The sequence below is a fragment of the Sphingomonas sp. genome, assembly GCF_035944535.1.
GTDB lineage: Bacteria > Pseudomonadota > Alphaproteobacteria > Sphingomonadales > Sphingomonadaceae > Sphingomonas_B.
In genome coordinates, this window is the sequence record NZ_DASZBC010000006.1 from 146,598 (window position 1) to 167,333 (window position 20,736).

The following is a 20,736-nucleotide window of genomic DNA, read 5'->3' on the forward strand; positions in this document are numbered from 1 at the left end:
TCAGCCCAATCTAAGTCGATGCCGCGCGAGCGGCCGGATGAAACACATGCAAGCTACCTAAGCCGTCTGGCGAGCCTGGTCGGGCGCGGCAGGCGCGAACTCCGGCACCAGGTGGCGCAGAATGTGGAGAGAGCCGCCGACATCCACCGTCTCTATCGCTGTGCGGAGGCTGTGCAAATGAGGCTCCAACTCGGACCAGGCTAGGCACTTTTCCCGAGCCTGCATGATACGCTCGTGGCGTGTCGGCTCCGGATTCTCGCCAATCAGCAACTCCTCGTAGAGTTTTTCTCCAGGCCTCAGGCCGACGATCCTGATCTCGATGTCGCCATCCGGGTTGGCCGGATCCCTGATCGAGAGGCCCGAGAGGCGGATCATGGAGCGCGCGAGATCGAGAATGCGGACGGACTCCCCCATGTCGAGCACATAGACTTCTCCGCCGGAGGCCATCGCGCCAGCCTGAATAACCAACTGGGCGGCCTCGGGGATCGTCATGAAATACCGGGTGACCTCCGGATGGGTGATGGTCACCGGTCCGCCATCCCTGATCTGCTTGTCGAACCGCGGCACGACGGATCCGCTGGATCCAAGCACATTGCCGAACCGCACCATCGCGAACTTGGTCGTGCTGCCGCGCTCGGCGAGACCCTGCAGGACGAGCTCCGCGACCCGCTTGGTGGCGCCCATGACGTTGGTCGGCCGCACCGCCTTGTCGGTGCTGATCAGAATGAAGCGCGAAACGCCCGCCTGCTCGGCCGCTTGCGCCATGGTCAACGTGCCGAGCACATTGTTGCGCAGGCCAGCCGTGGGATTGGCTTCTACGATCGGCACATGTTTGTAGGCAGCCGCGTGGAAAACCGTATCCGGCCTGTGAGACGACAGCACCGACCGAACGCGGATCGCATCGGTCACGTCGCACAACTCTGCAGCGACCTGGATGCTAAGCGCTTCGCGGCTTAGCGTGTCTTCCAACTCTTGCTGGATTGCATAAAGCGCATATTCGGAGTTCTCGACCAATGTAAGCTGGCGGGGAGCGAGCCGGATGATCTGCCGGCACAGTTCGCTGCCGATAGAGCCTCCGGCTCCAGTGACGAGCACCGATTTGCCCCTGATCGTCCGTCCCAGCAGCAGCTCATTCGGCGCAACGGGATCACGCCCCAGCAAATCTTCGATACGGACTTCCTGCAAGTCGTTCACCGACACCCGGCCGTCCAGTATCTGCTTTACATTGGGCAGCGTCTGGACCTGCACCGAGAGCAGCTCAAGTTCGGATATGATCCGCTTGCGGGCCGCCCTCCCGATGTTCGGCAGGGCCAGCAGCACTGCCTTGACATCGAACCGAGCGACCACATCGGCCATCCGGCCGGAATGAAAGACGTGGTGCCCATCGAGCCGCTGCCCGTCGAGCCTCACATCATCATCGATGAACCCGCAAAGATACATGCTCGGTTCCATCTGCATCGATGACGCAAGCTGGCGGCCAGCGGCCCCGGCGCCGTAGATGAGTACGTTGCGCTGAACGCCGCGAAAGCTCTGCTGGGCAAGCAAATCGACCAGCAAGTAGCGCGACACGATGCGGCTCAAGCAGAGCAGCGCGAGGAACAGCAGCGAATGGATGACGGCAATAGTCCGCGGAACGCCCGGGATACTGATGAACATGAACAGCGCGACGAGAGGTATCGCCATGATGCCCGTGGCATATGCGAGCGCGACCATCGTTCGGGATCCCGCATAGCGGAAGATCGCACGATAGACGCCGCGCAGTTGAAACACCGGAAACCAGACGGCGAGTGCGGCCAGAACATAGAGCTGAATGGGTTGGGTCAAGCCATTCCATTCACCGAGCCTGAGCGCGAAGGCGGCCATGGCGGCAGCGCAGCACAGCACCCCGTCGATCGACATGACGATCAGTCGCTTGTGCTTTCGGCTGAGACTCAGAAGATAGCGAAGCGTAGAGAAAAAGGCGTCTTGTCCCGTCGCCATCAAACGTCCTTGTACACCCTAAACATATCCGGCGCTGGGTGCTCACCTTAGTGTCTCTTGCGCGCGCCTCTTGGACGGCCGCACTGGACATTTCAGCTGGATAGCACCTGGATCGCCTGCGTTTACGGGGTCCCGAGGTGCTTGCGCAACCCCTCGGCTTCAGCCACAGGCCCGCCCCAGTTCCCTCAGGAGAGATCCTCGCCCCAATGATCAGAGACTATAATCTTCGCAAGCGAGTCATGGTGACTGGCGGAGCCGGCTTTCTCGGTTCCCACCTGATCGACCGCTTGCTCGAGCGGGGCGATGAGGTGCTGTGCGTCGATAACTTCTTCACCGGCGCGAAGGACAACATTCAGCACCAATTAGCCAACCCCCATTTCGAGGTGATCCGTCACGACATCAACAATCCTTTGTTCGTCGAAGTCGACGAGATCTACAATCTCGCCTGTCCTGCGTCTCCAATTCACTACCAGCATGATCCGGTGCAAACGACCAAGACGTCGGTGCATGGTTCGATCAACATGCTGGGCTTGGCGAAACGGGTCGGTGCCAAGATTTTTCAGGCGTCGACCAGCGAAGTCTATGGCGACCCGGACGTCCACCCCCAGACGGAAGATTATTGGGGTAATGTGAATCCGATCGGGCCGCGGTCCTGCTACGATGAAGGGAAAAGGTGCGCGGAGACCCTGTTCTTCGACTATCATCGCCAGCACAGGCTGCGGATCAAGGTCGCCCGCATCTTCAACACATATGGGCCGCGCATGCACCCGGCGGATGGCCGCGTCGTGTCGAACTTCATCATGCAGGCTCTCCGCAATGAGCCGATCACCCTTTATGGCGATGGCCTTCAGACGCGCTCCTTCTGCTATGTGGATGATCTCGTTTCAGGCTTTATCGCGCTGATGGACAGCGCCGATGAGGTGACCGGACCCATCAATCTCGGGAATCCGGGGGAATTCACCATTCGTGAGCTGGCCGAGAAGGTGGTTACGTTGACCGACTCCAAGTCGGAACTTGTCTTCAAGCCGCTGCCTCAGGATGATCCCAAGCAGCGCCGGCCGGATATCGGGCGGGCTCAATCGCAGCTCGGGTGGCAACCGTCGGTTCCGCTTGAGGAGGGGCTGAAACGAACGATCGACTATTTCCGAACTTTTGCCTGAAAGTCACGGGAGCGAGCATATGAGCGAAATTGCAACATTTGCCGGCGGGTGTTTCTGGTGCACCGAGGCGGTGTTCGACGATGTGATCGGCGTGGAAAGCGTCGAAAGCGGCTATATCGGCGGGCATGTCGAGAACCCCAGCTACAAGCGGGTTTGCGAAGGCGACACCGGCCATGCGGAAGCGATCCGGATCGTTTTCGACCCGCAGGTAATTGCCTATGGCGACCTGCTCGACATCTTTTTCGCCACGCATGACCCGACGCAACTCAACCGGCAGGGCAACGACGTCGGTACGCAATACCGCTCGGCCATCTTCCCGCACTCTCCGGAGCAGGAAGCGGAGGCGAGGGCTGCGATAGAACGCGCGCAGGCCGATTGGCCGAGGCTGATCGTGACCACCATCGAGCCGCTTGCCACCTGGTATCCGGCCGAAGACTATCATCAGGAATATTTCGCGCGGGTGGGCGATCAGAACCCCTATTGCATGGCAGTGATCGCGCCGAAGCTGCGCAAGTTCCGGAAGAGCTTCGCGGAACGTTTGAAGCAGTAATGCGCTTGGGGCTCGGGCCGACGGTCGTTACGGCCGCGATGTTCAACAGGGAGAGTCCGTCTCGATGAAGCCTTTGCGCAAGGCCGTGTTCCCGGTCGCCGGTCTCGGCACCCGCAACCTGCCGGCCACCAAGTCAGTGCCGAAGGAAATGCTGCCCGTGGTGGACCGGCCGCTGATCCAATATGCGGTTGACGAGGCGCTTGCCGCAGGCATCGAGCAACTGATCTTCGTCACCGGGCGCGGCAAAGGTTCGATGGAGGACTATTTCGACATCTCCTACGAGCTGGAAGCGACAATGCGCGAGCGCGGCAAGTCGCTCGATCCGCTCAAAGGCACGCGGCTCGAAGCGGGCCAGATCGCCTATGTGCGGCAGCAGGAACCGCTTGGGCTTGGGCATGCGGTGTGGTGCGCGCGGCATCTGGTCGGCGACGAGCCGTTCGCGGTGCTTCTGGTCGACGAGCTGCTGTGGAACCCTTCTGATCCATCGATAAACCAGCTTGCCGAGACTTACCGGGAGAGGGGCGGCAATGTGATATCGGTGCTCGAAGTGCCCGAGGATCACTGCCACCGTTATGGCATCGTCGATCCGGGTGGGAGCCACGGCGATGTCACCGAGGTTCTTGGCTTTGTCGAAAAGCCGAAGCCGGGCACCGCGCCTAGCCGACTAGCTGCGATCGGCCGCTATGTGCTGCAACCCGAAGTCATGCGGATTCTCGACAAGGGCGAGCGGGGTGCCGGCGGCGAGATCCAGCTGACCGACGCGCTGGCCCAGCTAATCGGCAGCCAGCCTTTCCATGCGCGCACCTATCGCGGCGCGCGCTATGACTGCGGCGACAAGGCAGGTTTCGTGCAGGCGAACCTCGCGCTCGCTTTGGAGCGAGACGACATTGGTGCCGATGTCCGGGCTTTCGCGCGAGAACTGCTGAACTAGCGTTCGCTTCGGCTGATCGCGGGAGCAGTCTCGCCGGCCAGCACGGCGGCAATCCTCTCTGCAGCCCGTCCGTCTCCATAGGGGCTGTGCGCGCGGGCCATGCGCGCATGCGCCTCCGGATTGTCCAGGAGCAGGCAGGTCTCGGCGACGATCCGCTGTGCACGCACGCCGACCAGCTTTGCGGTGCCCGCTTCCACGCCTTCCATCCGCTCGGTCGTGTTGCGCAAGACCAGAACCGGCTTGCCTAGCGCGGGCGCTTCCTCCTGGAGGCCGCCACTGTCAGTCAGCACGACGTGGGCTGCGGACAGCAGCCGCACGAAACAGGCATAGTCCAGCGGCGGCAGCAGCATGACGTTGGCAAGCCCCTCAAGCGCTGCATGAAGTGGCTCGCGTGCCGCGGGATTCGGATGAAGCGCTACTGCAAGGAACAGGTCGCCGCGGGCGGCCAAGGCGCGAACTGCGGAAGCGATTTCGGTAACTCCTGAGCCGAGATTTTCCCGGCGGTGGCAGGTGACGAGGATTAGCCGGCGGCCGCGCGCCGCGCCCAGTACCGGAGTGACAGCTTCGCAGGCGATCGGATCGGCAGCGATCCTCAGCCGCATCGCCAGCAGCGCGTCTATGGCTGTGTTGCCGGTGATGTGGATGGCCGAGGGTTGTACGCCTTCCGCCAACAGCGCCCGGGCGGCACGGCTGGTCGGGGCGAAATGCTGATCCGCGATTGCCCCGATCGCCCGGCGGTTGAACTCTTCCGGCCATGGCTGAGCGGTGTCGCCGCTTCTAAGGCCGGCTTCGACATGGGAGACAGGGATCTTCAGGTGATAGGCAGCGAGCGCTCCGGCGAAGGCCGAGCTGGTGTCGCCTTGCACCACCACCCGTTCGGGCCGCTCCGCGGCCAGGACGGAGGATATGCCAGAGATCAGGCGCGCAGACAGTTCGTTGAGATTTCCGTCGGGCTGCATCAGGGCCAGGTCGATGTCCGCTCGAACATGGAAGCCCTCGAGCGCCTGCTTCAGGAGATCGCCATGCTGTCCGGTGGCGCAGATACGAGGCTTGATGCCACGGCTGTGTAGCGCATGAATGACAGGCGCCAGCTTCAGCGCTTCTGGTCGCGTGCCCACCACGACCAAAATACCGGCCATGAGCTTGCCCCCGATTTTATCCCCAGCTTTATCAAGACATAGCTGGTTCGCTTAAGCAAGCGCCCGGTAGGCTCTGAACCAATCTACGAACTTCGGAATGCCTTCGTCCAAGGAGGTGCGCGGCGAAAACCCCAGCTCTGCCGAGATCGCGCTGACATCCGCATAGGTCTCCTGGACGTCTCCAGGCTGCATCGGCGCCGGCTCTCGCAAGGCCTTTGTCCCGCAAGCGGCCTCGATGACTTCGATGAAGCGGCCGAGCTCCTCCGAACGGCTGTTGCCGATATTATAAACGCGGTGAGGGGCCGCTGACCCATTATCGGTCGGCGGACGGTCCAGCGCCGCTGTCACGCCATCGATGATATCGTCTATGTAAGTGAAATCACGCCGCATATCCCCATTGTTGAAGACCTTGATCGGCTTGCCGGTGAGGATCGCCTCGGTGAACAGCCAGGGCGCCATGTCGGGCCGGCCCCAAGGACCGTAGACGGTGAAGAAACGCAAGCCGGTCAGTGGAATGCGGTAGAGATGGGCGTAGGTCTCGCTCATCAGCTCGTCCGCCTTCTTGGTTGCGGCATAGAGCGAGACGGGATGATCGACGCGGTCATCTTCGCTGAACGGCAGCTTGGTGTTGCCGCCATAGACCGACGATGACGAGGCATAGACCATGGGCACCTGCCGCGCCCGGGCAATCTCCAGCAGGTTCAGATGCCCGACCAAGTTGGACTGGACATAGGCGCGAGGGTTCTCGAGCGAGTAGCGGACGCCCGCCTGTGCCCCCAGATGCGCGATCCGGTCGAACTCATATGAGCCCAGGGCCGCTTCCAGCACCTCATGGTCCGCAAAGTCGATCCGGTGTAGCGTCAACAGGTCGCCATGCCGTCGCCAGAGCTCCGCGACGCGGTCCTCCTTCAGCTGCGGATCGTAATAGGCGTTGAAATTGTCAATGCCGATCACCGGCTCGCCGCGCGACATCAGCCGGTCGGCCAGATGGAACCCGATAAAGCCGGCGGCGCCGGTGACGAGCGTGGTCAATCAACTCTCCCTATGCGCGGCGCGGCGAAGCCGGTCTCGGATGGCGATCCCGAGCCCATCCTCAGGAATCGGCGCCACCGCGATGGCCGCTGCCCGCGAAGCTTCGGCCTGATGCAGCAAGTCGAATAGGCGCGCAGCTGCTTCGATCAGGTTACCGGAGGCGCTGAGGGTGGCATCCCCTGCGACCGGACCGAAGCCGATCAGGAACTCGCCAAACGGGGCATCTGGTGCATCGAGGCGGAGCGGCTTGGACGGTGCGTAGTGACGCTCGAGCATGCCGGGTGCCTCGACCCTGTCGGCGGTGACTGCTTCGAGACCGAGATCGAGCGGGCCGGGGCGTAGCAGACGCAGCTCGTCCGCTTCCGCTGCTATGATCGTCGACTCAAGTCCCACGCTAGTCGGTCCTGCATCGATGATGAGCGGGATGCGGCCGTTCAGGCTTTTCAGCACATGCTCGGCGCGCGTGGGGCTGATGGTGCCGCTGGCATTGGCCGAGGGTGCGGCGAGCGGCCGTCCGCAGGCTCTCAACAGTGCCTGCATGACCGGGTGTGCGGGCACGCGCAGGGCGACGGTCTCCAGCCCGGCCGTGACGATGGAAGGGAGGGTGACGCCGACCTTCGGACCGACCAAGGTCAGCGGGCCAGGCCAGTAACGCTCAGCCAGCTGGCGCGCCGCCGGCCCGAACTCCCCGAGGCGCTCGGCCGCCGCGAAATCGGGCACGTGCACGATCAAGGGGTTAAAGCTCGGCCGGCCCTTTGCGGCATAGATGCGCGCCACCGCCTCGGCGTTGGTCGCGTCAGCCGCAAGGCCGTAGACCGTCTCCGTAGGCACGGCGACCGGTTCGCCCGCCAGCACCAGCCGCGCGGCCTCGGCGATCGCCTGCTCATCAAAGGCAAGGATGCGGGTAGTGGTGGCGCTCACGGTGCCGCGCTATAGGCGCGCCGACACTTTCTCAAGGAGCCCTATGAGCTACATCGCCCCTGTCGCCGAGCAGCGCTTCGTGCTCGATCATGTCGTGCGGATCGGCGAGCTCGCCGAGCATCAGGAGTTCGCGGCTGCCACGCCCGATCTGGTCGATGCCGTGGTCGAGGGCGCTGGCGCGTTCGCGGCAGGCGAATGGGCACCGCTCAACCGCCTCGGCGATATGGTCGGCGCCCAATGGCGGGACGGCCAGGTTGTAATGCCTGAGGGCTTCAAGGCAGCGTATCGCGGCTATGTCGAAGGGGGCTGGGGCACGATCAATGCGCCGGAAGCGTTCGGCGGGCAAGGGCTGCCCTATGCCTTGGCCACCGTGGTGCTCGAGGATCTCGGCTCGGCCAACATGGCGTTCACGCTGATGCCGATGCTGACGCCTGGAGCCGTTGAGGCGCTGCTCGCGCACGGATCGCCGGAGCAGCAGGCGACATACCTGCCCAAGCTGATCAGCGGCGAATGGAACGGGACGATGAACCTGACCGAGCCGCAGGCCGGCTCCGATGTCGGCGCGCTCCGCACCACTGCGACGCCGATGGGCGACGGCAGCTGGCGGATCAAAGGCAACAAAATCTACATCACCTTTGGCGAGCACGACCTCACCGACAATATCGTCCACCTGGTCCTAGCCCGCACACCGGGAGCGCCGGCGGGCACGAAAGGCATTTCGCTGTTCCTCGTGCCCAAGTTCCGCCTGAACGCCGATGGCACGCCCGGCGAGTTCAACGACGTTCGCTGCGTCTCGATCGAGCACAAGCTTGGCATCAACGCGTCCCCCACCTGCACGCTCAGCTTTGGCGACAATGACGATTGCCATGGCTGGCTGATCGGCGAGGAGATGGGCGGCATGCGCGCCATGTTCACGATGATGAACAATGCACGGCTGAATGTCGGCCTACAGGGCGTGCAGATCGGCGAACGGGCGACTCAGCAGGCGCTTGCTTATGCCAAGGAGCGTGTGCAGCTCGGCAAACCCATTGTGGAGCATCCGGACGTACGGCGCATGCTGCTGCGGATGCGGGCGCTGACGCAGGGTGCGCGGGCCTTGATCTATTATGGCGCGGGCATGGCCGACCGCGCCCATCTTGGCGACGCCGCTGCCCGGGCGCGGCTGGAGCTGCTGACGCCGCTCGCCAAGACTTGGGGCACCGATGTCGGTTGCGAAGTCGCGTCGCTCGGCGTGCAGGTCCATGGCGGCATGGGTTTCGTCGAAGAGACCGGCGCCGCACAGCATTATCGCGATATCCGTATCGCCCCGATTTACGAGGGAACGAACGGCATTCAGGCGGCGGACCTAGTCAACCGCAAGCTGCCAATGCAGGGGGGCGAAGTGCTTGCTTCGCTCTTGGCGGATATTCGCGGCGAGGCTGCGGACGAGGCGCAGCTTATGCATTTGGTCGACCGCGTCGAAGCGATCGCGCGCTGGATGACGGGCAATGAAGCGACGCAGGAAGACCGGCTCGCCGGCAGCTACCCCATGACGACCATGACGGGAGTTGCCGTCGGTGGTTGGCTGATGGCGCGGCAGGCCAAGGCCGCGGCCGCTGTGGAGGCCACGCCCTTCACCGAGATGAAGCAGGCGGTTGCGCGCTTTTTCCTGGAGCGCATCGTGCCGGAAGCGATCGGCCTCGAGGCTTCGGCGCGAGGCGGCGCGGCGGGTCTGTACAGCCTTGATGCCGAGACGCTGGCGGCCTGAGACATGACCGAGCAGCGCGTTGTGCCCGTCATCCTGTCGGGAGGCGGCGGCACGAGGCTTTGGCCGCTTTCGCGTCCGGACAAGCCGAAGCAGTTCCTGGTGCTAGCTTCCGAGCAGACAATGCTGCAGGCGACTGCCGCCCGCACGGCCGATCGGACCCGCTATGCGCCGCCGTTGATCGTCGCAAATGCCGCTCATGCTGACGAGATAGAAGGTCAGTTGCAGGCGATTGGCTGCGGTCCGCAGGCGATCATATTGGAGCCGGTTGCGCGCAACACGGCCGCTGCCATCGCGCTGGCGGCCTTATCAGCCAGCGCGGAAGCCATTCTGCTCATCATGCCGAGCGACCATGTGATCGCGAAACCTGAGGCGCTGCACGAAGCAGTGGCAGCGGGTCTGCCATTTGCCGAGCAGGACTGGCTTGTTACGTTCGGCGTCACGCCCACGCACGCGGAGACGGGCTACGGCTATATCAAGCTCGCCGAGCCGCTGGACCCGCGCGTGCACCGGGTCGAGCGCTTCATCGAAAAGCCGCTACGCCCTGCTGCGGAATCGATGCTTGCCGAGGGAGGCTATGCTTGGAACGGCGGCATCTTCCTGTTTAAAGCCGGTGCGCTGCTGCAGGCCCTGGCCGAATTGGCGCCGCAGGTGCTGGCACAAGCGCGTGAAGCGCTCGAGGCCGCTGTCACCACCGGTGTCCGCATACAGCCGCAAGCAGAGGCTTTCGCAGCCTGCCCGTCAGAGTCGATCGACTATGCCGTCATGGAAAAGGCGGGGAAGGTTGCGGTCGTCCCGGTCGATCTCGGCTGGTCCGATGTCGGCAGCTGGGACGCGTTGTATGACCTTGGACCTCGTGACCCGGCCGGCAACCTGATCAAAGGTGCGGCTCGGCTGGTGGACACGTCCAACTGCTTGGTGCGCAGCGAAGGACCGCGCGTGTCGATGCTGGGCGTGTCCGACCTGATCGTAATCGCGACCGGCGACGAAATCCTGATCATGCCGCGCGGTCAGTCGCAGGAGGTCAAGCGCCTCTCAGGTCCTTAGGAACCAGCGCTCGCCGCCTTCCAGGCCGAGCGCGGTGAGACGGCCGCTCGCGAACGCGCCGGTGTCGATCCCGATGCGGTTCGGTCGTTGTTCGACCTCTTCGCTGATCGTGTGGCCATGGACGACGATCGGGCCATGGTGGCCACGAAAGTCCAGAAACTCGGAGCGAATCCAGCGCAGGTCGCTGCCGGTCTGCTCTTCCAGCGCCACGCGCGGCCGAATGCCTGCGTGGACGAACAGATAATCGCCGACTGCGATCCGGTCCTCAAACCGCTTCAGGAACTCGACATGCTCTGCCGGAACACGTGCGATCAAGGCGTGCAGCAGGTCCTCATAGTCGAGCGCCGCATATTCCTCTTCGCTGAAGCCGTAGCTGAGGATAGTCGCGCGCCCGCCGATCTTTACGAAGAAGCGCAAGGCTTCGAGGCTGCCGGCCAATGTCTTGAGGAAAACCTCCTCATGATTGCCCATGAGGAAGCGCACTGGACGGCCGCTCCGCTCGAGTTCCAACGCGCGCTGGACAACGCCTGCCGAGTCAGGCCCCCGATCGATCAGATCCCCGAGAAAAACGAGCTGCGTCTTGGCCGCTCCGCGCGCCCTTTCATCGGCTTCGATACGGAAGAGGAGGGAGTCGAGCAGGTCCAGCCGACCGTGAATGTCGCCGATGGCATAGATGCGCAGCCCGTCGGGCACGCGCGCGGGCGGCGGTGCGGGTTCGATGGCACGACGGAGAAGCTTCAGAACCATGTTCTTCTTATTGTCAGCTGAGCGCGCTCATATAGGGCGCGTGCGCCTGAACACCAGATGATCAGAGCCGGGACGCCCCCGGATAAGCGAGCAGTGCGGACGATCCCTCAGGCACACTGATGCAGCTTTCGTCGGTAACAGCCCAGCACTCGCCGGCACCGAATCGCTTTCCATCGACCGATCCGACGCCCGTGATCGGCGCCAACAGCGCCCCCTTTGGCGCGTGCAGCCGCCGTTCGATCGCCTCCAGGCGCTCGACCACGAACTTCGGACCTCGCGCGAGCAGGTCGCCTTCCTCCGGCGCTGGAACAGGCGCAAAGGGCCGCAGCACGGAGACCGCCGCACCATCTTCGAGGTGAAGCTCACGCGGGCGGCCATAATCAAAAAGGCGGTAGGTCAGGTCCAGGTTCTGCTGGATCTCGATGAGCGTTAGCCCGGCACCGATCGCGTGAACCGTTCCGGCCGGCGAATAGATGAAGTCTCCGGCCTTCACCGGCACCCAATCGAGCAGGTCGACGATGCTGCCGTCCATCGCCGCAGTCCTGAACTCGTCGGGACTCACCGGCCGTCTGGGGCCGAGCGCGATCGTCGAATCCGGTGCCGCGTCGAGGATCAGCCATGCCTCGTCCTTGCCTCGCGAAAAGCCTGCCGCCTGTGCGGCTGCATCGCCGGGGTGGACCTGAACCGACAATCTCTCGTTGGTGAACAAATATTTGACGAGCAGCTCCGGGTCGCCGCTCTGGTCGAACCAGATTTCACCGATGGGCTCGGCCGTCTCGAAGGCCTTGAAGGACGGGAGAAGTCTCGGACGCCCCCACGGCTTTTCGACAGCGTGAGCATTCAGTTTCACGGCAGGCATGGCGGGGTGCCTTAGCCGTGCGCTGGCTAGAATGCGAGCCTCAGGCGCGCTCGAACAGTTCTGCGGGATCGATGCGCAGCCGCTGGATCACGCCGCGGATGCGGGGCCATTCCTCGCTGAGGAAAGCGCGGCGTTCCTGCTCTCGCAGGCGCGTCGCCGCACCATCGGCCACGAACATGCCGACGCCGCGGCGGACGGTGACCAGCCCTTCTTCCTGGAACAGCTGATAGGCCTTGGCGACCGTCAGCGGATTGGCGCCCTGTTCGGCGGCAAAGGCGCGGACCGAGGGCAGCATGTCGCCCTCGCCATAGCGGCCGTCCAGGATCGCTTCCGCGATGCGGTCGCGAAGCTGGAGGTAAACGGGGCGCTCGGCTGCGGGCATCGCGCATTGGTGCCCTAACACAGCGGGTCACGTCAAGGCCAATGCCGCACCACGTTGTCGTAAATCGGTCGCGGTCGCTCTTCCAGCGCGCGGCCGGGCGATCCGATGAACACGAAACCGGCGATACGGTCGCTTTCCTTGCCGCCAAGCGCCTTCAGCACATTCGGGTCGAAGGCTGCCCAGCCGGTGATCCAGCTGGCGACGAAGCCGTGCGCCGTAGCCGCCGTGACCAGGTTCATGCACAGTGCGCCGGACGAGAGCTGCTGTTCCCAAAGCGGGATTTTGCTGGGCTCGACCGGCGAGGAGATGACGGCGACGAGCGTTGGGGCTTGGCGGGCGAATTGGTCGATTGCGACTACATCCTCCCGCTCGGGTGTGCCGCGCGACGCCCGGAATGCGTTCTGCAACAGCAGCGCGAAACTGTCCCGGTCATCGATCACCAGCATCCGCCACGGCGCGAGCTTGCCATGATCCGGCACGCGCATCGCGGCCGTTAGTATCGCACACAACTGGTCGGCGTCGGGGCCGGGAGCCACCATGTCGCGCGGCTTGCCCGAACGGCGGGTGGCGAGCAGCTTGGCGGGCGAGGAGAGGTCGTTGAACATGGGTCCGCATCTGGGCGGCTGGCGGGGCGGGATCAAGCGGCTATGCTGGAGCCCATGTTGCTTGCGCTTCTTCTCGCCGCTGCGGCGCCCGTGCCCCAGGCGGAGCAACTGCGTGCACTCGTCGCACTCGACATCCGGGTTGCTGCAATCGGCGAGCGGCTCGCGCGGGGAGGCCTATGTAAAGAGGTGCTGAGTAGTCCGGGATGGGTGTTGCAGGACGTCGCGCAATATAGTGCGGCGCTGCGTCCAGCGGCGCGCCAGGCCCTGAAGCTGGGCGACCTGCCGAGCGTCGTCGCCTTGCTGCCCGGCAGCGGCGCCTCCGCAGGGCTGCGGGTGGGGGACGAGATCGTCTCGGTGAATGGTCAGGCTATTGCCGCCCAGGCGAGGGGCTACCGGCGGGTCGAACAGGTTGAGGCGATGGTCGAGCAGGCACTCGCCGCGGGACCGGTCGCGCTGGTGGTGCGGCGCGAGGGCAGGGATGTGCCGGTCCGCATCGTGCCGGTGCCGGGCTGCCGATCGCGTTTTCAGCTCCTCACGGGCCGCGGCCTCAATGCCAAGGCTGACGGCCGCTACGTCCAGGTCACGGGCGAACTGGTCGAGTTCGTCCACAACGACGACGAACTCGCGCTCGTGATCGCGCACGAACTCGCGCACAACATCCTGCGCCACAAGAACCGGCTGGACGCGGCCGGCGTGTCGCGCGGGCTGTTCGCCGGCTTCGGCAAGAACCGTACGCGCATTCGCGAGACCGAACTCGAAGCCGACCGGCTCGCCCTCTATCTGATGGCGCGGGCCGGCTATGACGTGAGTGTCGCTCCAGCTTTTTGGGAGCGGTTCGGCCGCCACACCGTACCTGGCTTCCTCAGTGACGGCACCCATCCGGGCGCGCGGGAGCGGGTGCGCCGTGCCGAGGCGGAAATCGCCCGGATCCGCGCGCAACAGGCAGCCGGTCAGCAGCCCACCCCCTAAGCGCCTCTTGGCAGCGCGGATTTCGGCGTTAGGGTCCCGCGCCAATCGGGCTGCGCAGACGGCTCGGCTCGTCACTGGGACTAGAGGAAGCTGAATGGTCAACGTCAACGCCGATCCGACGGCAGAGCCGCTTTCGCCACACGTCAGCCGGTCGGACGGCGGCACCTGGTTCAACCATCCGAGGCAGCTGAAGCGCCTGTTCACCACCGAGATGTGGGAGCGCTTCGGATTTTACGGGATGCGAGCGATCCTGACGCTCTATCTCGTCAATCATTTCCTCTTCAACGACGTCACCGCTGCCGGCATCTATGGCGGCTTCACCGCTCTGGTGTATCTGACCCCGCTGATCGGCGGCCTGCTGGCGGATCAGTATCTGGGCTCGAAACGCTCGGTGAAGTTCGGCGCGATCCTGATGGCGCTCGGCTATTTCACCCTGTGCTTCGGTGGCCAGGCGGCGCGGCCATTCGCGGTGGTGGACGGCCAGCGCTTCGAAGTGACCGTTCAAGGTCAGGGCGATGCTCAACAGCGATTTATCGACAGCAATGGCGAAAGGCTGCTGATCAAGGGCAATGACGACAAGTCGGTGTCGCTGGTTGGCCCTGCGGGCAACGAAGTCCGGCGGATCGCGCCCGACGGGTTCAAGTCGGACGGCCAGCGCTCGGGCCTGTTCGTCGTCATCCTGCTGCTCGGCCTCTCCTTAGTCACGATCGGCAACGGCTTCTTCAAACCCAATATCTCGACGATCGTCGGCACCCTCTACGAGGAAGGAGATCGGCGGCGCGACGCGGGCTTCACGATCTTCTACATGGGGATCAACCTTGGTTCTCTCATTTCCCAGTTCTTCTGCCCACTGCTGGCCGTCACCGTCGGCTGGTGGGCGGGCTTTGGTCTTGCCGCCATCGGCATGACCTGCTCCTGGCTGTTGTTCCAGTTCGATGGCGGCCGTCTAAACGGCTATGGCGAACGGCCGCAGGATGCGCGCTCCGATCGCGACATGTTCATCTATGGCGGCGCCCTGGCCGCCATCCCGCTCGTCATCTTCCTGTTCTGGAACCTGATGAACTATGTCGCGCCCCCGGCGGGCTCGGGCGTGATCGGCTATGTCGCGTCGCTGCCGATCATGGGCAAGTTCCTGTTCGGCACCTTCCTGTTGTCGGTGCCTGGCATTCTCGGCTGGTCGTGGCTGAAAGGCAGCCGCACCGAGTTTCAGATGATGTTGGCGGCGATGGTGCTGATCGTTTTCAACGTTGTCTTCTGGACGCTGTTCGAACAAGCGGGCTCCTCGCTAACCCTGTTCGCCGAGCGCAACACCATGCTGGAGATCGGCTGGACCGCGCCCTTATTCGCCATGTTCCGCGATGCCCCAATCACCTACTATCTCTTCTTCGGCGTGCTGACCGGCGGCATTCTCTGGCTGGCCTGGTGGTTCTTCGCCTGGGGCGAAGAGCCGGCCACGCGGCGGACCATGGCGATCGCTTTTGGCGTCGTCGCCGTGCTGGTGATGATCGGCATGCACTTCGCGCGCATGAACGGCTTCGGCAATGAACGCGTATATGTGATGCCGGCGGGCCAGACGCAGATCTTCAACGCGCTGTTCATCGTGCTGCTGGCGCCGCTGTTCAGCTTCCTGTGGAATGCCCTGTCCCGACGCGGGCTGGAGCCGCCGATCCCGGTCAAGTTCGGCATCGCGTTGATGGGCGTGGGCGCCGGCTTCCTGTTCCTCGTCTGGGGTGCGAGCTTCGCCGATGCAGGCTTCCAGGTCGGCCTTGCCTGGCTCGCCGGGCTCTACCTGATCCACTCAATCGCCGAGCTCTGCATCTCGCCGGTCGGTCTTTCGATGATCACCAAGCTGTCGATCGCCCGGATCGTCGGCCTGATGATGGGAGTCTGGTTCCTCTCCATCTCGGTTGCGCAATATGTTGCCGGCGCGGTCGCCCAGGTCGCAAGCGTGGAGACGGTCGGCGGTCAGGTGACCAACCTGAAGGTCAGTCTCGACACCTATGTCGGCGTGTTCACGACCATCGGCTGGATTTCCGTCGCGATCGGCGCCGTGCTGCTCGTCATCGCTTTCCCGCTCAAATATCTGATGCACGGGGTCAAATAAGCATGCGTTCTGTTGTCATTGCCGTGAGCGCGCTGGCGCTCGCCTCCTGCGCGGCGACGGGTGACAAGCGCAGATCGGCCTCCGCGCCGCGGGAAAAGCCGGTCTCCTTCTCCCGTGATCCCTATCCTTCGACCTATCGCGCCTTTCCCGGCGTGCCGACCGTCATCACCAACGTCACCATTTATGACGGCGAGGGCGGACGCATAAACAACGGCCAGGTGCTGTTCGCCGACGGCAAGATCGTCGCGCTGGGGCAGACTGTCTCCGCGCTCGCGGGCGCAGTGACGATCGACGGTACCGGCAAATGGGTGACGCCCGGCATCATCGACATCCACAGCCATCTGGGCGAGGGGAATCCCGGCGGCGACTTCGGCGACGGCAATGAGGGAACGAACCCGGTCCGGCCGGAAGTCTGGGCCGAACACAGCATCTGGCCGCAGGACCCCGGCTTCACGCGGGCGCTGACCAATGGCGGCGTGACCTCGCTGCAGATCCTGCCCGGCTCCGCCAACCTGTTCGGCGGGCGCTCCGTGGTGCTGAAGAACGTGCCCGCGCGCACGGTTCAGGCGATGAAGTTCCCCGGTGCTCCCTACGGCCTCAAAATGGCGTGCGGCGAGAATCCGAAGCGCGTCTATGGCTCGCGCAACCAGATGCCCGCGACGCGCATGGGGAACATGGCGGTAAACCGCCAGACCTGGGTGCGCGCACAGGAATATAAGCGGCGCTGGGACAAATATGAGCGGGATGGCGGCGATCCGCCGACGCGCGACATCGCTTTCGACACGCTCCGCGGCGTCCTCGCCGGCGAGATCCTGGTGCAGAACCACTGCTACCGCGCCGAGGAGATGGCCTATGTCATCGATATGGCGAAGGAGTTCGGCTACAAGGTCGCCGCTTTCCATCACGCGACTGAGGCCTACAAGGTCGCCGACCTGCTGAAGCAGCACGACATCTGCGCGGCGATCTGGGCCGATTGGTGGGGCTTCAAGATGGAAGCCTATGATGCCGTCAACGAGAATATGCCGCTGGTCCACAATGCGGGCGCATGCGTCGTCACCCATTCGGACGACGAGAACGGCATTCAGCGACTCTATCAGGAAGCGGCCAAGGCGCTCGGCAACGGGCGGCGGATGGGGATCAACATCCCCGACGAGGTCGCCTGGTCCTGGCTTAGCTACAACCCGGCCAAGGCAATGGGCATCGCCGAAAAGACCGGCAGCCTCAAGCCCGGCAAGATGGCGGACGTGGTGCTGTGGAACGGCAATCCGTTCAGCGTCTACACGCGGCCCGAGAAGGTCTGGATCGACGGCGCACTGATGTACGACGCCATGGACCCGAAGCGCCGCCCCGTGACCGATTTCGAACTCGGCCAGCCGGGCGAGGGAGATGTGAAGTGAGCAGCGTGCGACCCCTCCTCCGTTCGCTTCGAGCGAAGTCGAGAAGCGTGTCCCGACTTCGCTCGACACGGACGGCTCTCTTGGCGCTCGGCCTTTTGAGCTCGCCCACCTTCGCCCAGACCGTCGCCCTTACCGGCGGAACCGTCGCGCTCGGCGACGGCTCCGCGCCAATCGAGGGCGGCACGGTCGTGATCCGCGACGGCCGGATCGTGGCTGCCGGGCGTGGCGTGGCTGTGCCTGCGGGCGCGCAGACAATCGACGCGTCGGGCAAATGGGTGGCGCCGGGCTTTGTCGCCGGGTTTACGCGGCTCGGCCTCGTCGAAGTCGATGCGGTCGATGCCGCCAACGACACGCGGGCGGGCGCACGTTCGCCTTACTCTTCCGCGATCGATATCGAACCGGGCATTAATCCTGCCGTAGCCGCCATGGCGGTCAGCCGTGTCGGTGGCGTGACCCGCGCGATCGTGGCGCCCGCGACGGCCAACATGATCTTCGCCGGCCAAGGCGCGGTAATCGACACCGGCGCCGACGTGAATGCCGTGACCGTGCCGCGCGCCTTCCAGTTCGTCGAACTGGGCGAGGAAGGCGCCGACAATGCCGGCGGCAGCCGGCCTGCGGCGTTCGTGCAGCTTCGCGCCTCGCTCGAAGCAGCGCAGCGTTATGCCCGTAATCCCGCGGGCTATGACGGCGACAGCCGGGACTCGCTGCTCAATCGGGCCGATGCGGCAGCGCTTGTGCCCGTGATCAACGGCAGGATGCCGCTGCTGGTCCATGTCGAAGGCGCGAACGATATTCGCAATGTGTTGCGGCTCCGGCGGGAGTTTCCGGCCGTGAAGCTGGTGCTGGTCGGGGCCGCCGAAGGCTGGCTCGTCGCGCGCGAGATAGCGGCGGCCGGTGTGCCGGTGATCGCGTCGGCGCTTGCCGACTTGCCGTCGTCGTTCGAGCGCGTCGCCGCGACCCAGTCGAACATCGGCCGGATGAAGGCGGCTGGCGTGCGGGTCTCGGTCGGCATGATCGACGACAATGACGCGATGCAGGCACGCTACTCCCCGCAATATGCAGGCAATCTGGTCGCCCTGAACAAGGTGCCGGGCGCGACCGGGCTGCAATGGGGCGAGGCGCTCGCGGCGATCACTTCCGGCCCCGCTGACGCGCTCGGCATGGGCAATGAGATCGGCTCGCTCCGCCCCGGCCGCCGCGCCGACGTCGTGCTGTGGAGCGGCGATCCGCTCGAACTGACCAGCCATGCCGAACGCGTCTGGATCGATGGCGTCGAGCAGCCGATGGTGAGCCGCCAGACCAAGCTCCGCGACCGCTATGCGCGCCCGCACGAGGGTGATTTGCCGAAGACGTACGAGCGCTGACCCACCATTCGTCATCCCGGCCTTGAGCCGGGATCCCGCTTCTTCTCTTTCACGGCAGAAGAAGTAAGCTGGATCCCGGATCAAGTCCGGGGTGACGAAAAATGGGGGATTTAGGACAAGTCACTGCTGCCGCGGCGGCGTTTGTTGGCACGCATTTGCTCATGTCGCATCCCTTACGGGCACCGATGGTCGCGCGGCTGGGGGAGAAGGGCTTCCAGGGCGTCTATTCGCTCGTGTCGTTCGCGACGCTGGGCTGGCTGGTCTGGGCCATGCGCCGGATGGGACCGGAGGAGTTTGTCTGGGCGGCGCCCGATTGGGCCTGGTTCGCTGCTTCCATCATCATGCTGTTCGCCAGCGTGCTGCTCGTCGGTTCGCTGATCGGCAATCCCGCGCTGCCCGGTGCGCCCGCGAACGCGCGTGAGCCCCGCGGCGTGTTCGCTATCACGCGCCACCCGATGATGTGGAGCTTTGCGCTCTGGGCGGTGGCGCATGCCCTGGTCTGGCCGCAACCGTCCGTGGTGATCCTGTGCTTCGGGATCGGCCTGCTCGCTCTTGTGGGCGCAGCCGGGCAGGACGCAAAGAAGACGAAGCTGCAGCCGGACTTCTGGCCGGGCTGGCGGCGCAAGACCGGCTTTGTGCCGTTCACAGGCCCGCCGCCGGCCCGTGCGATGTGGCCCGGCTGGGGCGTGCTGCTCGGCGGCGTCGCACTCTGGCTCGCCGCCAGCTGGCTCCACCCGCTGCTCGGCGCGCCCGCGGTCTGGCGCTAGACTAAAGCCGCACCATCCGCATGCCCTGCTCACGGTAGCGGGGGCCTTGCGCCGCGCCGGGCGGCACCGCGGCATCGAGTTCGTCGAGATCGGCTGCGGACAGTTCCAGGTCCGCGGCCTTGACCGAGTCCTCCATCGTCACGCGCCGCTTCACGCCCGGAATCGGTACCACGTGCGGGCCTTGCGCGATCAGCCAGGCGAGCGCCACTTGCGCCAGGCTGGCTCCGTTCCGCTCGGCGACGGCGCGGATCGCATCGACGATCTTCAGATTGGGGCCGAAATTCTCTTCTGAGTAGCGCGGATCGTTGCGTCGCCAGTCGTCGGCAGGCAGGTCGTCCCGGCTCTGGATCTGGCCAGTCAAGAACCCGCGCCCAAGCGGCGAATAGGGCACGAAGCCGATGCCGAGTTCCTCGCAGACGGGCAGGATATCTTTCTCCACGTCGCGCTCCCACAAAGAATATTCACTCTGCAAAGCGCAGATGGGATGAACGGCGTGGGCGCGGCGGATCGTCTCGGGTCCAGCCTCAGACAGGCCGAGGAAGCGCACTTTGCCTTCCTCTACCAGCTCGGCCATTGCGCCGACCGTCTCCTCGATCGGCGTGTTTGGGTCGACGCGGTGCTGATAATAGAGGTCGATCGCGTCGATCCCCAATCGCTTCAGCGAGCCCTCGACCGAGCTGCGGATATTCGCCGGAGAACTGTCGACGCCGGTGATTGTGTTGCCGTCGAACTTGAACCCGAATTTGGTCGCGATGACGAGCTTGTCGCGCCGGCCCTTGATCGCTTCGCCGACCAGCTCCTCGTTCTGGAAGGGGCCGTAGATCTGCGCCGTGTCGAAGAAAGTGACGCCCAGATCGATCGCGCGGTGGATTGTCGCGAGCGACTCGTCGATGCTTGCATCCCCCCCGTAATTGATGTTGCCACCGCGGATCATGGGCATGCAGCCGATGCCGATCGCTGATACTTCAAGGCCTTGGCCGAGCGTCCGGTATTTCATGGGCGGGTCCTTCTCGCTAGGGGATCGGGTTCAGGGTAGTG

19 protein-coding genes are annotated in these 20,736 nt (G+C 64.4%); 10 read left to right on the plus strand and 9 right to left on the minus strand.

Going from position 1 to position 20,736, the window contains the following annotated elements:
* Positions 1-57 precede the first annotated feature (57 nt).
* A complete protein-coding gene (locus VGT77_RS05615) occupies positions 58-1,980 on the minus strand; it encodes a nucleoside-diphosphate sugar epimerase/dehydratase (protein WP_327460417.1) in 1,923 nt (640 codons plus the stop codon).
* 206 nt (positions 1,981-2,186) lie between these two features.
* Here VGT77_RS05615 and VGT77_RS05620 point away from each other — a divergent pair, with 206 nt between their 5' ends.
* From VGT77_RS05620 to VGT77_RS05630, 3 genes are all read left to right on the plus strand, one after another.
* On the plus strand, positions 2,187-3,140 hold the full coding sequence (locus VGT77_RS05620) for a UDP-glucuronic acid decarboxylase family protein (protein ID WP_327460419.1): 954 nt from the start codon (positions 2,187-2,189) through the stop codon (positions 3,138-3,140).
* 19 nt (positions 3,141-3,159) lie between these two features.
* Positions 3,160-3,690, plus strand: coding sequence for a peptide-methionine (S)-S-oxide reductase MsrA (msrA, locus tag VGT77_RS05625; protein ID WP_327460421.1), 531 nt, complete (start codon positions 3,160-3,162; stop codon positions 3,688-3,690).
* A gap of 64 nt (positions 3,691-3,754) precedes the next feature.
* Positions 3,755-4,621 carry a UTP--glucose-1-phosphate uridylyltransferase gene (locus VGT77_RS05630; protein ID WP_327460423.1) on the plus strand — a complete coding sequence of 289 codons (867 nt, stop codon included), beginning with the start codon at positions 3,755-3,757 and terminating at the stop codon, positions 4,619-4,621.
* Here VGT77_RS05630 and wecB read toward each other — a convergent pair.
* Genes wecB through VGT77_RS05645 form a run of 3 tightly spaced genes read right to left on the minus strand, consistent with a single transcriptional unit; the run spans position 4,618 to position 7,713 of the window.
* Positions 4,618-5,760 (minus strand): non-hydrolyzing UDP-N-acetylglucosamine 2-epimerase, encoded by a 1,143-nt coding sequence (gene wecB, locus VGT77_RS05635; protein ID WP_327460425.1) that lies wholly within the window; start codon positions 5,758-5,760, stop codon positions 4,618-4,620. The genes VGT77_RS05630 and wecB overlap by 4 nt on opposite strands.
* A 51-nt stretch (positions 5,761-5,811) precedes the next feature.
* Positions 5,812-6,792, minus strand: a complete 981-nt coding sequence (locus VGT77_RS05640) for a GDP-mannose 4,6-dehydratase (RefSeq protein ID WP_327460427.1) — start codon at positions 6,790-6,792, stop codon at positions 5,812-5,814.
* Complete coding sequence (locus VGT77_RS05645) at positions 6,793-7,713, minus strand: L-threonylcarbamoyladenylate synthase (RefSeq protein ID WP_327460429.1); 921 nt, start codon at positions 7,711-7,713, stop codon at positions 6,793-6,795. It abuts the gene before it with no gap.
* 43 nt (positions 7,714-7,756) lie between these two features.
* On the opposite strand from VGT77_RS05645, the gene VGT77_RS05650 reads away from it, so the two are divergent.
* Positions 7,757-9,460 carry an acyl-CoA dehydrogenase gene (locus tag VGT77_RS05650; RefSeq protein WP_327460431.1) on the plus strand — a complete coding sequence of 568 codons (1,704 nt, stop codon included), beginning with the start codon at positions 7,757-7,759 and terminating at the stop codon, positions 9,458-9,460.
* 3 nt (positions 9,461-9,463) lie between these two features.
* Positions 9,464-10,504, plus strand: coding sequence for a mannose-1-phosphate guanylyltransferase/mannose-6-phosphate isomerase (locus VGT77_RS05655; protein ID WP_327460433.1), 1,041 nt, complete (start codon positions 9,464-9,466; stop codon positions 10,502-10,504).
* Here VGT77_RS05655 and VGT77_RS05660 read toward each other — a convergent pair.
* The 4 genes from VGT77_RS05660 to VGT77_RS05675 all read right to left on the minus strand — a co-directional run bounded on the left by VGT77_RS05660 (position 10,493) and on the right by VGT77_RS05675 (position 13,097).
* On the minus strand, positions 10,493-11,251 hold the full coding sequence (locus VGT77_RS05660) for a metallophosphoesterase family protein (protein WP_327460435.1): 759 nt from the start codon (positions 11,249-11,251) through the stop codon (positions 10,493-10,495). The genes VGT77_RS05655 and VGT77_RS05660 overlap by 12 nt on opposite strands.
* 61 nt (positions 11,252-11,312) lie before the next feature.
* Positions 11,313-12,110, minus strand: coding sequence for a class I mannose-6-phosphate isomerase (locus VGT77_RS05665; RefSeq protein WP_327460437.1), 798 nt, complete (start codon positions 12,108-12,110; stop codon positions 11,313-11,315).
* Between the two features lie 40 nt (positions 12,111-12,150).
* Positions 12,151-12,492 carry a GntR family transcriptional regulator gene (locus VGT77_RS05670; RefSeq protein ID WP_327460439.1) on the minus strand — a complete coding sequence of 114 codons (342 nt, stop codon included), beginning with the start codon at positions 12,490-12,492 and terminating at the stop codon, positions 12,151-12,153.
* A gap of 32 nt (positions 12,493-12,524) precedes the next feature.
* Positions 12,525-13,097 carry a nitroreductase gene (locus tag VGT77_RS05675; RefSeq protein WP_327460441.1) on the minus strand — a complete coding sequence of 191 codons (573 nt, stop codon included), beginning with the start codon at positions 13,095-13,097 and terminating at the stop codon, positions 12,525-12,527.
* A gap of 54 nt (positions 13,098-13,151) precedes the next feature.
* Between VGT77_RS05675 and VGT77_RS05680 the strand changes: the two genes are divergently transcribed.
* The 5 genes from VGT77_RS05680 to VGT77_RS05700 all read left to right on the plus strand — a co-directional run bounded on the left by VGT77_RS05680 (position 13,152) and on the right by VGT77_RS05700 (position 19,698).
* Positions 13,152-14,066 (plus strand): M48 family metallopeptidase, encoded by a 915-nt coding sequence (locus VGT77_RS05680; protein ID WP_327460443.1) that lies wholly within the window; start codon positions 13,152-13,154, stop codon positions 14,064-14,066.
* 94 nt (positions 14,067-14,160) lie between these two features.
* The gene (locus VGT77_RS05685) at positions 14,161-16,170 is read left to right on the plus strand and encodes a peptide MFS transporter (RefSeq protein ID WP_327460445.1); all 2,010 of its coding nucleotides are present in this window, start codon (positions 14,161-14,163) and stop codon (positions 16,168-16,170) included.
* A gap of 2 nt (positions 16,171-16,172) precedes the next feature.
* Complete coding sequence (locus tag VGT77_RS05690; protein WP_327460447.1) at positions 16,173-17,567, plus strand: amidohydrolase; 1,395 nt, start codon at positions 16,173-16,175, stop codon at positions 17,565-17,567.
* Between the two features lie 80 nt (positions 17,568-17,647).
* Complete coding sequence (locus tag VGT77_RS05695; RefSeq protein ID WP_327460449.1) at positions 17,648-18,931, plus strand: amidohydrolase family protein; 1,284 nt, start codon at positions 17,648-17,650, stop codon at positions 18,929-18,931.
* Positions 18,932-19,032: 101 nt separating this feature from the next.
* Positions 19,033-19,698: an NnrU family protein gene (locus VGT77_RS05700; protein ID WP_327460451.1), complete on the plus strand. Its 666-nt coding sequence runs from the start codon at positions 19,033-19,035 to the stop codon at positions 19,696-19,698.
* A gap of 1 nt (position 19,699) precedes the next feature.
* Here VGT77_RS05700 and VGT77_RS05705 read toward each other — a convergent pair whose 3' ends face one another.
* Positions 19,700-20,695, minus strand: a complete 996-nt coding sequence (locus VGT77_RS05705; RefSeq protein WP_327460453.1) for an aldo/keto reductase — start codon at positions 20,693-20,695, stop codon at positions 19,700-19,702.
* Between the last annotated feature and the right edge of the window lie 41 nt (positions 20,696-20,736).